The sequence below is a fragment of the Streptomyces sp. NPDC015127 genome (assembly GCF_043080095.1).
In the GTDB taxonomy this organism is placed as follows: domain Bacteria; phylum Actinomycetota; class Actinomycetes; order Streptomycetales; family Streptomycetaceae; genus Streptomyces.
Genome location: NZ_JBIBVE010000001.1, coordinates 207,822 through 220,765 on the forward strand (window position 1 = coordinate 207,822; position 12,944 = coordinate 220,765).

Annotated in this window: 12 protein-coding genes; 10 read left to right on the forward strand and 2 right to left on the reverse strand. The window is 70.9% G+C overall.

Annotated features, from left to right (window positions below; all coding sequences use genetic code 11):
• The first annotated feature begins 181 nt into the window (after positions 1-181).
• The 4 genes from ACF08N_RS00880 to ACF08N_RS00895 all read left to right on the forward strand — a co-directional run bounded on the left by ACF08N_RS00880 (position 182) and on the right by ACF08N_RS00895 (position 5,048).
• Positions 182-1,483 (forward strand): extracellular solute-binding protein, encoded by a 1,302-nt coding sequence (locus tag ACF08N_RS00880; protein ID WP_392322392.1) that lies wholly within the window; start codon positions 182-184, stop codon positions 1,481-1,483.
• 258 nt (positions 1,484-1,741) lie between these two features.
• Positions 1,742-2,689: a carbohydrate ABC transporter permease gene (locus ACF08N_RS00885; RefSeq protein WP_392322393.1), complete on the forward strand. Its 948-nt coding sequence runs from the start codon at positions 1,742-1,744 to the stop codon at positions 2,687-2,689.
• Positions 2,686-3,594: a carbohydrate ABC transporter permease gene (locus ACF08N_RS00890; RefSeq protein ID WP_392322394.1), complete on the forward strand. Its 909-nt coding sequence runs from the start codon at positions 2,686-2,688 to the stop codon at positions 3,592-3,594. The genes ACF08N_RS00885 and ACF08N_RS00890 overlap by 4 nt, the downstream gene beginning before the upstream one ends.
• Before the next feature lie 53 nt (positions 3,595-3,647).
• Entirely contained in the window at positions 3,648-5,048 is a 1,401-nt protein-coding gene (locus ACF08N_RS00895; RefSeq protein WP_392322395.1) for a GH1 family beta-glucosidase, read from the forward strand.
• Here ACF08N_RS00895 and ACF08N_RS00900 read toward each other — a convergent pair.
• The gene (locus ACF08N_RS00900) at positions 5,020-5,910 is read right to left on the reverse strand and encodes an oxygenase MpaB family protein (RefSeq protein WP_392322396.1); all 891 of its coding nucleotides are present in this window, start codon (positions 5,908-5,910) and stop codon (positions 5,020-5,022) included. The genes ACF08N_RS00895 and ACF08N_RS00900 overlap by 29 nt on opposite strands.
• A 203-nt stretch (positions 5,911-6,113) precedes the next feature.
• Between ACF08N_RS00900 and ACF08N_RS00905 the strand changes: the two genes are divergently transcribed.
• From ACF08N_RS00905 to ACF08N_RS00930, 6 genes are all read left to right on the forward strand, one after another.
• Positions 6,114-6,752, forward strand: coding sequence for a hypothetical protein (locus tag ACF08N_RS00905; RefSeq protein ID WP_392322397.1), 639 nt, complete (start codon positions 6,114-6,116; stop codon positions 6,750-6,752).
• Positions 6,753-6,857: 105 nt separating this feature from the next.
• Positions 6,858-7,085: a ferredoxin gene (locus tag ACF08N_RS00910; RefSeq protein WP_392322398.1), complete on the forward strand. Its 228-nt coding sequence runs from the start codon at positions 6,858-6,860 to the stop codon at positions 7,083-7,085.
• Entirely contained in the window at positions 7,042-8,466 is a 1,425-nt protein-coding gene (locus tag ACF08N_RS00915; RefSeq protein ID WP_392322399.1) for an NAD(P)/FAD-dependent oxidoreductase, read from the forward strand. The genes ACF08N_RS00910 and ACF08N_RS00915 overlap by 44 nt, the downstream gene beginning before the upstream one ends.
• A gap of 23 nt (positions 8,467-8,489) precedes the next feature.
• A complete protein-coding gene (locus ACF08N_RS00920; RefSeq protein ID WP_392322400.1) occupies positions 8,490-9,728 on the forward strand; it encodes a cytochrome P450 in 1,239 nt (412 codons plus the stop codon).
• A gap of 109 nt (positions 9,729-9,837) precedes the next feature.
• Complete coding sequence (sph, locus tag ACF08N_RS00925) at positions 9,838-10,851, forward strand: sphingomyelin phosphodiesterase (RefSeq protein WP_392322401.1); 1,014 nt, start codon at positions 9,838-9,840, stop codon at positions 10,849-10,851.
• Between the two features lie 134 nt (positions 10,852-10,985).
• Positions 10,986-12,074: a S1 family peptidase gene (locus ACF08N_RS00930; RefSeq protein ID WP_392322402.1), complete on the forward strand. Its 1,089-nt coding sequence runs from the start codon at positions 10,986-10,988 to the stop codon at positions 12,072-12,074.
• Positions 12,075-12,431: 357 nt separating this feature from the next.
• Here the strand turns inward: ACF08N_RS00930 and ACF08N_RS00935 are convergent, their stop codons facing one another.
• Positions 12,432-12,908 (reverse strand): macro domain-containing protein, encoded by a 477-nt coding sequence (locus tag ACF08N_RS00935; RefSeq protein ID WP_392322403.1) that lies wholly within the window; start codon positions 12,906-12,908, stop codon positions 12,432-12,434.
• Positions 12,909-12,944: the final 36 nt, after the last annotated feature.

The window sequence follows — 12,944 nt, forward strand, 5'->3', positions numbered from 1 at the left end:
ACACACGTGTCAATAGAGGGGACAGGAAAGGGACTTGGGCGTGAGTCCAAGCCGTTATGTCTTCGACTATTGACGGGGCGCGCACGGAGGGGGCACGCTCCAGTCGCCACATCTGAGAGCGCTCTCACGCAGGACCGACCATCCGCGCTCTCGCTCCACCCCGAAGCCAAGGGAGGCTTCCATGCCCATAGCCCGAGCCGCCAGGAGGGCCGCCGTCCGACTGGGAGCGGTCGCACTCGCCGGGGCACTGCTCGCCGCCTGCGGAGGGTCGTCCGACGGCGCCGCCGACAGCGCGGGCGGAAAGGTCACGCTCACCGTCGACCTGTTCGGCTCCTTCGGCTACAAGGAGGCCGGGCTCTACGCGGAGTACGAGAAGCTCCACCCGGACGTCACGATCAAGCAGACGGACACCGAGGACGAGGCCGACTACTGGAAGTCCCTGCAGACCCGGCTCGCCGGCGGCGGCGGTCTCGCCGACGTCCAGGGCATCGAGGTCGGACGGATCGCGTCGGTCACCCAGCAGCAGGCCGACAAGTTCGAGGACCTGAGGACGTACGGCGCCGACAAGCTCCAGAGCCGGTTCGCCGAGGCCAAATGGGCGGCCGCGACCGGCAAGGACGGCCAGGTCCTCGGGCTCGGCACGGACGTCGGCCCGGAGGCCATGTGCTACCGCACGGACCTGCTGAAGCAGGCCGGACTCCCCACGGACCGCGAGGAGCTCGCGAAGAAGTGGTCGACGTGGGAGGGCTACCTGGAGCTGGGCCGGCAGTACAAGGCGAAGGCACCCGCCAAGAGCGCCTGGCTGGACAGTGTCGGCAGCCTGTTCTCCATCATGATCGGCCAGGAGAAGGAGCGTTACTACGACGCCTCCGGAAAGCTGATCTGGGAGACCAACCCCGCCCTGAAGACCGCGTGGAGCACCTCCGTCAAGGCCGCGGAGGACGGACTGAGCGCCGAGCTCGACCAGTGGTCCCCGCAGTGGAACCAGGCCTTCGCCGCCGGTTCCTTCGCCACCATCCCGTGCCCCGCCTGGATGCTCGGTTACATCAAGGGCCAGGCCGGCGACGGCGGCCAGGGCAAGTGGGACATCGCGAAACTGCCCGGCGGCGCCGGCAACTGGGGCGGCTCCTACCTGTCGATCCCGCGCGCCGCGAAGCACAAGAAGGAGGCGTACGAGCTGATCGCGTGGCTCACCGCCCCCGAACAGCAGGCCAAGCTCTTCCAGAAGCAGGGCAACTTCCCCTCGGCGACGGGCGCGATCGACAAGGTCGCCGACGCGAAGGACCCGTACTTCTCGAACGCCCCCATCGGGCAGATCTTCGGTGACGCGGCGAAGGCCGCACCGGTCCAGGTGCTCGGCGTCCACGACCAGAACGTGAACCAGCAGATCACCAACGCGCTGAGCGAGGTCGAGCGCAAGGGCATCTCACCCGACAAGGCGTGGTCGAACGCGAAGAAGGGCGTCGACAACACCGTCGGCTGACACCCAGGTCCTCTCTTTCGGTCAGGCCGGATCAGTGAGCGGGGATCCCCCCACGCCCGCAGGACGCAGGGGGAGGAGGCATGGCGGAGCCATGCCGACCGACGACAACGCGGCGGGCTCGCGTGCCAGGGCACGCGAGCCCGGCGAGATCCGAAAGAGAGGGCCCAAAGCCTCCGGACCCGGTCCCTGACCTCCCCCCGCCCCGGACCGGGCCCTGAGGCCCCCGCCCTGTACCGACTCCCTCCGAAGGGCCGCACCGTGACCCTCACCGCTCCCGCGAAGCCGTACGCGCCGCCGAGGCCGCCGGCCGTACGGCGCACCTGGCGCAAAGTCTCGCCGTACGCCTACATCGCCCCGTTCTTCACGCTCTTCGCCGCCTTCGGCCTCTTCCCGCTCCTCTACACGGCGTTCGTTTCGCTCTACCGGGTGGAGCTCCAGACGCCCGGCGAGATGGAGTGGCGCGGGTTCGGCAACTACACGGCACTGCTGGGTGACGAGTTCTTCTGGACCGCGCTGCGCAATACGTTCACCATCGGGGTGCTGTCGACGGTGCCGCAGCTGGTGATGGCGCTGGGCCTGGCGCACCTGCTCAATTACCGGCTGCGCGGCCGCACGTTCCTGCGCACGGCGATGCTGCTGCCGTACGCCACCTCGGTGGCCGCGGCCACGCTCGTCTTCGCCCAGCTCTTCGGCCGCGACTTCGGGCTCGTCAACTACGTCCTGGGGCTGGTCGGCATCTCCCCGGTCGACTGGCAGACCGGGACGCTCGCCTCGCAGATCGCCGTCTCCACCATCGTCATCTGGCGCTGGACGGGCTACAACGCGCTGATCTACCTGGCGGGCATGCAGTCCATCCCGGCCGAGCTGTACGAGGCGGCCGAGATGGACGGGGCCTCGCGGTGGCGGCAGTTCTTCCATGTGACGCTGCCGGGTCTGCGGCCCACCATCGTCTTCACCGTCGTCGTCTCCACCATCGGCGCCACCCAGCTCTTCGGCGAGCCGCTGCTGTTCGAGGGCTCCGTCTCCGGTGGCATCTCGCACCAGTACCAGACGCTCGGCCTGTACATGTACGAGCAGGGCTGGGGCTTCTTCCACCTGGGCCGGGCCGCCGCCATCGCCTGGGTGATGTTCCTGCTGATCCTGGTGCTGGTCGGGGTCAACGCCCTGGTCGCGCGCCGCCGTTCGCGCAAGGAGGCCGGCCGATGACCGCGCTCGCCGACCCGCCGGTCAAGCAGCCGGCCACCGAGACGCGCAGGGAGCCCGGGCGCCGCCGGGCCCGGTCGGGCGCCGGCCGCACGATGCACGGCGGGAAGCTCGCCTACGCGATCCTGATCCTCGCGGTCCTCGTCTCCGCCTTCCCGTTCTACTGGACGATCGTCGCGGCCAGCCGGTCCAACGCCGACCTGGCCAAGGTGCCGCCGACGCTGCTGCCCGGCTCCCGCCTGATCCACAACTTCGAGGCGGTGATGGAGGAGGCCGACATCGGCAAGGCGCTGCTCAACTCCTTCGTCGTGTCCGCCTCGATCACCGTCGGCACCGTCCTGTGCTGCACGCTCGCCGGGTTCGCCTTCGCCAAGCTGCGCTTCCGGGGCCGGGGCGCGCTGCTCGCCGTCACGGTCGGCACGATGATGATCCCGCCGCAGCTCGGCGTCATCCCGCTGTTCATGCTGATCGCCGAACTGCAGTGGGTGAACCAGCTGCAGGCCGTGATCCTGCCCGGACTCGTCTCCGCCTTCGGCGTGTTCTTCATGCGGCAGTACCTGGTCCAGTCCCTGCCCGACGAGCTGATCGAGGCCGCCCGTGTGGACGGCGCCTCCACGGCCAGGATCTTCTGGTCGATCGTGGTGCCCGTCGCCCGGCCCGGGATGGCCGTGCTCGGCATGCTGACCTTCATGGCCGCCTGGAACGACTTCTTCTGGCCGATCGTCGCCCTCTCCTCGCAGGAGCCGACCGTCCAGGTCGCGCTGCGCCAGCTCGGCGGCGGCTATGTCCACGACCAGTCCGTGATCATGGCGGGCACCCTGCTCGGCACGCTTCCGGTGCTGCTGGTCTTCGGCCTGCTCGGCCGGCAGATCGTCGGCGGCATCATGCAGGGCGCGGTCAAGGGCTGACCCCGGCGCCTTCTCTCCTCGTACGACGTCTCACTCCTGGGAGTTCCATCCTCATGACCGCGCTCGACGCACGCCCCGACACGACGGCGACGCTCCGGTTCCCGGCGGCTTTCCGCTGGGGCACCGCCACAGCGGCGTACCAGATCGAGGGTGCGGCAGCCGAGGACGGGCGCACCCCGTCCATCTGGGACACGTTCAGCCGCATCCCGGGCAAGGTCCGCAACGGCGACACCGGCGACATCGCCGCCGACCACTACCACCGCATGAGCGAGGACATCGCGCTCATGAAACGGCTCGGCGTCACGGACTACCGCTTCTCGGTCGCCTGGCCGCGGGTGCAGCCCACCGGCCGGGGCCCGGCCGTGCAGAAGGGGCTGGACTTCTATCGCAGGCTCGTCGACGAGCTGCTCGACGCCGGCATCCGGCCGGTGGCCACGCTCTACCACTGGGACCTCCCGCAGGAACTGGAGGACGCGGGCGGCTGGCCGCAGCGCGAGACGGCGCAGCGGTTCGGCGAGTACGCGGGGATCACGGCCGGGGCGCTCGGTGACCGGGTGTCGACCTGGACGACGCTCAACGAGCCGTGGTGCGCCGCCTTCCTCGGGTACGGCAACGGGGTGCACGCCCCGGGCCGCACCAGCCCGCTCGCCTCGCTGCGGGCCGCCCACCACTTCAACCTGGCGCACGGCTGGGCGGTGCGGGAGCTGCGCTCCCGGCTGCCCGCGCAGTGCGAGGTGTCGCTCACGCTCAACCTCCATGCGGTGCGGCCCCTTTCGGGCTCCGCCTCCGACGTCGACGCGGCGCGCCGGATCGACGCGGTGGGCAACCGGATCTTCCTCGACCCGGTGTTCCACGGCCGGCTGCCGGAGGACCTGGTCCGCGACACCGTGTCCGTGACGGACTGGTCGTTCGTGCGGGAGGGCGATCTGGAGGCGGCGTCGGAGCCGATCGACTCGCTCGGCATCAACTACTACTCCCCCACCGTCGTCGCCGCCGGTTCGTCGCCGGCGCCGTCGCCCTGGGCGGGCGCCGAGGAGCATGTGCGCTTCCTGCCGGCGCCGGGCCCGCGCACCGCGATGGACTGGCCCGTGGACGCGGAGGGGCTGTACGAGCTGCTGACCCGGCTGCGCGACGACCTGCCGGGTGTGCCGCTGGTGATCACCGAGAACGGGGCCGCGTACGACGACTACGCCGACCCGTCCGGCGCGGTCAAGGACCCGGAGCGGGTGGCCTACCTGCGCGCGCACCTCGCGGCGGTGCACCGGGCGATCGAGGCCGGTGCCGACGTGCGGGGCTACTTCCTGTGGTCGCTGCTGGACAACTTCGAGTGGGCGTACGGGTACAGCAAGCGGTTCGGCATCGTGCACGTGGACTTCGCGACCCAGCGGCGTACGTTCAAGGACAGCGCGCACTGGTACGCGGACGTCATCGCGCGCGGCGGGCTGGACTCCTGAGCCGGCCGGTCCGGCGTGCCTCGCGCCGGGCCCGCCGGGCGAGCGGGAGGTAGCGCAGCCGTTCGGGGAGCAGGGGCACGACGATCCGGACGACGCGGCCGAACCGGCGCAGTGCGCGCTCCTGTTCGTCCGTCCAGTCGAGGCCGATGGCCTCGCGGGCGTCGGGCGGCATCAGCCCGATGGTCATGAAGCGGCGGAAGCGGGCGAGCGGGGGCAGCATCAGGGGCCACAGGATCCGCAGGACGAGACGCAGGGGCAGGGGGCCCCGGTCGGGCGGCGGCACCGGCTGGTGGACGTCGACGAGTTCGCGTACGACGGCGGTCGGTTCGATCTCGTCGGCGAGCATCGCGCGGAAGTAGGGCCAGAATTCCTCGACGGTCTGCGGCATGTCCCGGTCGTGGATGCCGAGGACGCGGCCGACCTGGAGCCACTCGGCGTACAGCTGCCGTTCCTCGGCCTCGGTGAGTTCGCGCACCAGGTAGCGGGCGGCGTGCCGGTAGACGGGGAAGCCGGTGGCGTGGACCCAGGAGTAGTGGGCGGGGTCGAGGGCGTGGTACCGGCGGCCGTGGGCGTCGGTGCCCTGGATGGTGCGGTGCAGCGCGCGCAGCCGCCGGCCCTCGGCGGCCGCTTCCTCGCCGCCGTAGATCCACAGTTGGAGCGAGCGCAGGGAGCGTTCGCCGCGGCCCCAGGGGTCGGTTCGGAAGACGGAGTGCTCGTCGACGCCGGCGCCCACCGCGGGGTGGGCCACCTGCATGGTGAGCGCCGCGGGCAGCATCAGCAGGGCGCGGACGTCACCGGCGAGTCCCCAGAGCACGCCGCCGGGCGGGGGCGGAAGGGGGTCTTCGGCGGCTGCCCTGCTCATCGGCTATCTCCCCTGGGTGCGGCCCGGTCGGTCACCTCCCAGTATGCGACCCGGAGCACATGCGCCCGGCCGGACGAGACCGGGCAGCCGACGTCGCCCATGACCTGTACGGCGCACCATGCTCGTCCTCCCGAGCGGCCCCGGTGGCGCGAGCTGCCGAATCGCTGCTGTCTGTACGAAAGGGGTACAGAAAGCGAGAGGGCATGGGGTCGAAGCACGAGCACCTCGGCACACCACGGGCTGCCGGGATCGCCGGGGTGGTGTTCGCCGTCCTGATGGCCGCGGCGATCGTCCTGATGCGCCTTGCCCTGCCCGGCGGTGCCGAGGGGGACGACATCACCGTCGACGCCGGGCAGCGGGACGCCGTGCAGGCGGCGCTGGCGCTGCTCCCGTTCGCCGGGATCGCGTTCCTGTGGTTCATGGGCGCCCTGCGCGAACAGGCCGGTGAGGCGGAGGACCGGTTCGTCTCCACCGTGTTCCTGGGGAGCGGGCTGGTCTTCGTCGCAACCCTGTTCGGCAGCGCCGCGGCGGCCGGGACCGTACTCGACGAGAGTCAGCAGCACCCGCCTTTCGGCCGCCACTTCGCCTACACCCTGCTGACCACGTACACGATGCGGATGGCGGCGGTGTTCATCTTCACAACCTCGGCCATCGGCCGCCGACTCGGCGTCTTCCCGCGCCCGCTCGTCGTCCTCGGCTATCTGGCGGGCCTGACACTGCTCGTGGTGGGAGCGGACCTGCCGTGGTCCGAACTGGTCTTTCCCGCCTGGGCTCTGGTCGTCGGCCTGCAGATCCTGCGGGGCCGGCGTCACCCAGGGTCACCGCCCGCTGCCCCGGTCTGAGCCGGGGCAGCGCTCACTCCAACGGTCTCCTCCTCGTCGCCACATCTCCTCCGACCCCGGAGGGTTGTCCAGGGGGACCCGAGCCCATAGGAGAGGACCGATCCCTTGGTAAGGCTTGTCGTCGACCTGAACCGCTGTCAGGGGTACGCGCAGTGTGCCTTCCTCGCCCCCGACGTCTTCACCATGCACGGCGAGGAGGGGCTGCTGTACCACCCGGAGGCCGATGAGGCACAGCGCGAGAAGCTGGCACAGGCCTCCGCGGCCTGCCCCGTCCAGGCCATCCTCGTCGATGCGACGGACGCACCGGCCGAGGCGGTGTCCGGTGAACGGTGACGGATCCCTGGAACGGCTCAGACGTGAGGGCCGCATCGTCGTCGTCGGCGCCTCGCTGGCGGGCCTGCGGGCTGCGGAGACCCTGCGCGACAAGGGCTTCGCGGGTTCCCTGACGATGATCGGCGACGAGCCCCACGAGCCGTACGACCGACCCCCGCTGTCCAAGCAGGTGCTGCTGGGCATGGCGCCCGCCGACGGCACCGCGCTGCCCAGGCGCCGGGCCCTCGACGCGACGTGGCGGCTCGGCGTACCGGCCACCGGCCTGGACATGGCCGCCAGGCGGGTGAGGCTGGCCGACGGCGACGAGGTGCCGTACGACCGGCTTCTGATCGCCACCGGGGTGCGGGCCCGCCCGTGGCCGCGTGAGGCCGAGGCGGAACTCGACGGCGTCTTCGTGCTGCGGACCCGTCAGGACGGCGCCGGGCTCGCGCGGCGGCTCGCCGAGGGACCCAAGCGGGTCTTCGTCATCGGGGCCGGATTCACCGGCTCGGAGATCGCCTCCGCCTGCCGCGAACGCGGCCTGCCCGTCACCGTCGCAGAGCGCGCCGCGGCACCCCTGGTCGGGGCGCTCGGCGGGGTGGTCGGCGCCGTCGCCGCCGACCTCCAGCGCGAGCACGGCGTGGATCTGCGGTGCGGGGTCATGGTCACCGCTCTGGAAGGAGACTCCTCGGGACGGGTCCGCGCGGCGCACCTGTCCGACGGCTCCACCGTGGAGACCGACGTGGTGGTCGTCTCGCTCGGCGCCACCCGCAACACCGAATGGCTCGCCGGGTCCGGACTCGGGGCCGGCCCCCGCGGCATCGCCTGCGACGCCGGCTGCCGCGCCTTCGACATCCGCGGAATCGTGACCGACGACATCTTTGTGGCAGGCGACGTCGCCCGCTCCCCGCACGCCTTGTTCGGCTACCAGTTCCTGTCCCTGGAGCACTGGGGCAATGCCGTCGCCCAGGCCGGGATCGCAGCGCACAACATGCTCAGTGAGAGCGCCGACCGTCTCCCCCACATGTGGGTGCCGGCCTTCTGGTCCTCGCAGTTCGGCGTGAACATCAAATCGGTCGGGGTGCCGTCGCTGGGGACGGAGATCATCGTCTCGCAGGGCACGCTCGGCAGTCGCAGGTTCGTCGGCGTCTACGGGTACCAGGGGCGTGTCATCGGCGCGGTCGCCTTCGACCAGGCCCGGTGGCTGCCGTTCTACCAGGAGCTGATCGAGACCACCGCGCCGTTCCCGCCGACGTTCGCCACGGTCGACCGGCACCCGGACGGACAGCGGCCGGTGGACGCGGACTTCCCCGACCCGTCGGTCCCGACCCACGGCCCCACTGTGACCCTCAGCGGATATTCGCCGGCCGACCGCCGGATGACGTTCACTCCCGCGCACTGACCGCACGGCCACGAGGACCCGCCATGACACAATCCCTGCTCCACCAGATCCTGGACTACGCCAACCGCGCCGATCCGTACCCGATTTACGAAGAGCTGCGGAAGACACCGGTCCACCACGAGGAGGACGGGCCGTACGTCGTCAGCACCTACTACGAGATCCGCAGCCTCCTCCACGACCCCCGGATCAGTTCCGACGCGCGCAATCTGGCGTCGACCGCCCGCGACCCGCTGGCTGAGTCGGCCCAGGAGGAGGAGAGCGCCCTGCCACCGGGCTTCCTGCGGCTCGACCCGCCGGAGCACGACCGGCTGCGACGCATGACGAACCGGACCTTCGGCCCGCCGCACTCCCCCCACCGGGTCGACGGGATGCGTGGAGAGCTCCACGAAATCGTCTCCGGTCTCATCGACGGCATCGGCGACACCGGCCGGATCGATCTGGTGGAGCAGTTCTCGTACCCCTTCCCGGTGACCGTGATCTGCCGGCTGCTCGGGGTGCCGCGCGCGGATGAGGCGCGCTTCCACACCTGGGCGGACACCATCGCCGCGAGCCTGGACCCCGACCCGGACGCGGATCCCGCCGAACGGGGCAAGGAGTCGCACGAGGCCCGTATGCAACTGGGCATGTACCTGGCCGGCCTGATCGAGGAACGCCGCAAGAAGCCCGGAGACGACATGCTCTCCGAGCTGGCGACGGCCAAGGGCCCGGACGGCGCGATGACCACAATGGAACTGCTGAGCACCGCGGCGCTGCTGCTGATCGCGGGGCACGAGACCACCGTCAACCTCATCACCAACGGAATGCTGACCCTGCTGCGCAACCCCGGCGTCCTCCAGCGGCTGCGTGCGGATCCGCGGCTGGCCGTGCCCATCGTCGAGGAACTGCTGCGCTTCGAGCCGCCGGTGCAACTGGTGCCGCAGCGCACCACCCTCGCCGACATCGAGATCCGCGGCGTCTCCATCCCCAAGGGCGCCTCCCTCTGGTTGGTTCTGGCGTCCGGCAACCGCGATCCCCAGCGCTTCGACGACCCGGACCGCTTCGACCCGGACCGCAGGGACATCCAGCACCTCGGCCTGGGCAGCGGCATCCACAGTTGTTTCGGCGCACCACTCGCCCGGCTGGAGGCCCAACTCGCCCTGTCGGAACTGGCCCGCAGGCTGGAGAACCCACGTCTACTGGAGGACCCGCCTCCGTACCGGCAGAACGCCGTGCTGCGCGGGCCGCGGCATCTGCCCATCGCCTGCGACGGGATCCGCCCTTGATCTTGGGGCGGCGTAAAGAAGGCGGGCACCTACCCATTACCAGAAGGTAACTAAGACTGCTTTGATGTGCGGCGCCGGTCCACAGGCCGACAGCAACCCCCCACTACGAATGGGAGATTCAGTGCCGCACGCAGAGCTCCGCCGTTTTTCCGGCGTCGCCGTGTCCGTCGCCCTGTCCGCCGCGCTTGCCGCCACCACCTTGGCGGGCACGGCTCCGACGGCGGCCGCGGCCCCGGCCGCTGGTACGCCGAACCTGAAGGTCCTGACCTACAACGCGTTCCTGTTCAGCAAGTCGCTCTACCCCAACTGGGGCCAGGACCACCGGGCGTCCGCCATTCCCGCGGCCCCGTTCTTCCAGGGGCACGACGTGGTCGTGCTCCAGGAGGCGTTCGACAACTCCTCGTCGGACGCGCTCAAGAGCAGGGCGGCGGACCGGTATCCGCACCAGACGCCCGTGATGGGCCGCAGCAGGGACGGCTGGGACGCGACGAGCGGCGCGTACTCGGCGACGACGCCCGAGGACGGCGGTGTCACGGTCCTCAGCAGATGGCCGATCGTGCGCAAGGAGCAGTACGTCTACAAGGACGCCTGCGGTGCGGACTGGTACTCCAACAAGGGGTTCGTCTACGCGGTCCTGGACGTGAACGGCACGAGGGTCCACGTCGTGGGTACGCACGCGCAGTCGACGGATCCCGGGTGCGACGCGGGCGAGGCGGCGGAGATGCGCAGCCGTCAGTTCCGTGCGATGGACGCGTTCCTGGACGCCAAGAACATCCCGGCGGCCGAGCAGGTGATCGTGGCCGGAGACCTCAACGTCGATTCCCGCACGCCCGAGTACAGCCGGATGCTGGCCGACGGCGGCTTCGCGGGGGCCGACGCGCGGACCGGGCACCCGTACTCCTTCGACACCCAGGAGAACCCGATCGCCGCCGAGCGCTACCCCGACGACCCGCGCGAGGATCTGGACTACGTGCTGCACCGGGCGGGACACGCGCGGCCCGCGGGCTGGACCAATGAGGTGATCAAGGAGCAGAGTGCGCCCTGGTCGGTGTCCAGCTGGGGCACCACGTACACGTACACCAACCTGTCCGACCACTATCCGGTGATTGCCTCCGGCCAGTAGGCGCAAGCGCGCGGCGGCACCCTTGTATCGATGTCAGGGTCATGCCACATTGAGTCCGCACTCCGGACTGGTCCAGTCCACATTGCCGTTCCCCACGGCAATCCCCCCACGGACTCGTAGAAGGAGAAGCCCTGATGAGACGCACGCTCCGCGCGCGCATCTGCCTTCCCGCCCTTCTGGCCCTGACCGCCGTCGGACTCGGCTCCACCACGGCCGGGGCCGCTTCCGCCGCCGACGATCCAGCACCGGCAGCCGGCCCGGCCCCGGGCGTCGCGGCGACCGCCGCCCAGTACGCCCAGCACAGCGCGATCGCACGCGACCTCGGCGACCGCACCGCCGGCTCCTACCTCGACCCCGCGAGCGGGGAACTGGTGGTCACGGTGACGGACGCCGAGGCCGCCGAACAGGTACGGGCGACCGGCGCCCGCGCCGAGCTCGTCTCGCGCAGCAGGGCACAGCTGCGGTCCGCGATGGACACACTGCAGGCGAAGGCCCGGATCACCGGCACGTCGTGGGGCATCGACCCCCGGGCGAACCAGGTCGCGGTGGAGGCCGACTCGTCGGTCTCCACCCGGGACATGGCCCGGCTGAAGAGGGTCGCCGCGACACTCGGCGACAGCGTGCGGATCACGCGCGTACCCGGCGTCTTCACCGAGGAGGTGGCGGGCGGGGACGCGATCTACGGCGGCGGCTACCGCTGCTCGGCGGCCTTCAACGTCTCGAAGGGGACGACCCGTTACTTCCTGACCGCCGGGCACTGCACCAACTCGGCGAGCAGCTGGTCGGCCACCTCCGGCGGACCGTCCATCGGCACCCGTGAGGGCACCAGCTTCCCGACCAACGACTACGGCATCGTCCGCTACACGAACGGCTCGGTGCCCGCCGGCAACGTCAACCTGTACAACGGCAGCTACCAGGACATCGGCTCCGCGGCCGACGCGATCGTGGGCCAGTCCCTGCGCAAGTCCGGCTCCACGACGAAGGTGACCAGCGGCACGGTGACCGCCGTGAACGTCACCGTGAACTACAGCGACGGTCCGGTCTACAACCTGGTCCGCACGACGGCCTGTTCGGCGGGCGGCGACAGCGGTGGCGCCCACTTCGCGGGATCGACGGCACTGGGCATCCACTCGGGCAGCTCCGGCTGCACCGGGACCAACGGCTCCGCCCTGCACCAGCCGGTGCGCGAGGCGCTGAGCGCATACGGGGTCGCGGTCTACTGACACTGGTTCCGTCTCAGCGGGGCGGTGCCCACGGCCGTGGGCACCGCCCCGCTTCGCGTCCGGGCCGGTTCGGGCCGTACCGGCCGAGCCCGGCGGTCAGCCTTGGCGTACCAGTCGGTGTCGTCGCTCGCCGGAGGTGTACGTCTGGTGGATGCCCACCAGGGCCGCCACCAGCCGGGGGTCCCAGACGCGGGCCGCCGCCGCCCCGGTACTCGTCGAGCATGCCCCGGTACACCAGCGGCGCCCGCCCCGATCCGCCCCGCAGGGTCAGCCGGCGCGGGCAGGTCACCGGGTCCTCGGTGAGGCCCGTGAAGGCACCGGTGATCACGATCGCCACCCGGAGGCCGCACCCACGGGTCAGTCGTGGTCGTACACCGTGACGTCGATGCCCCGTGCCGTGAGCCGCTCGGCTATCAGCGGCTCGATCCGCGACCACTTGCCGCCCGCCAGTCCGCAGCCGATGCGCGGCAGATGTACCGAGGCACCCAGCTCCAGCGCCTTGCCTGCGACGGCGGCGAGCGCCGAGTCGATGGCCTCGTAGCGCACGGGGACGCCCTTGCTGCCGGTGCGTATGCCCCGCTGGCCCACCATGTTGGCCACCCAGACATACGGGCCGACCTGGACGAACTGGGCCGCGCCCAGATCGAAGTCGTTCTTCGCGCGCTCCCGGTGCCAGCGGCGGTAGGCCGCCTCGGGCTCCGGCCAGCGGCGGGACAGCGCGAGCACGAAGCCCTTGCCCCAGCCCCCGATGTCATTGCACACATGGCCGATCAGCTTGACGCCTTTGCCCTGCGGCGCGGTGGCGTCCCCCCGGACGTATCTGATCTCGGACATGGCACAACCGTACGATGCACCACTGACAATGCCCGG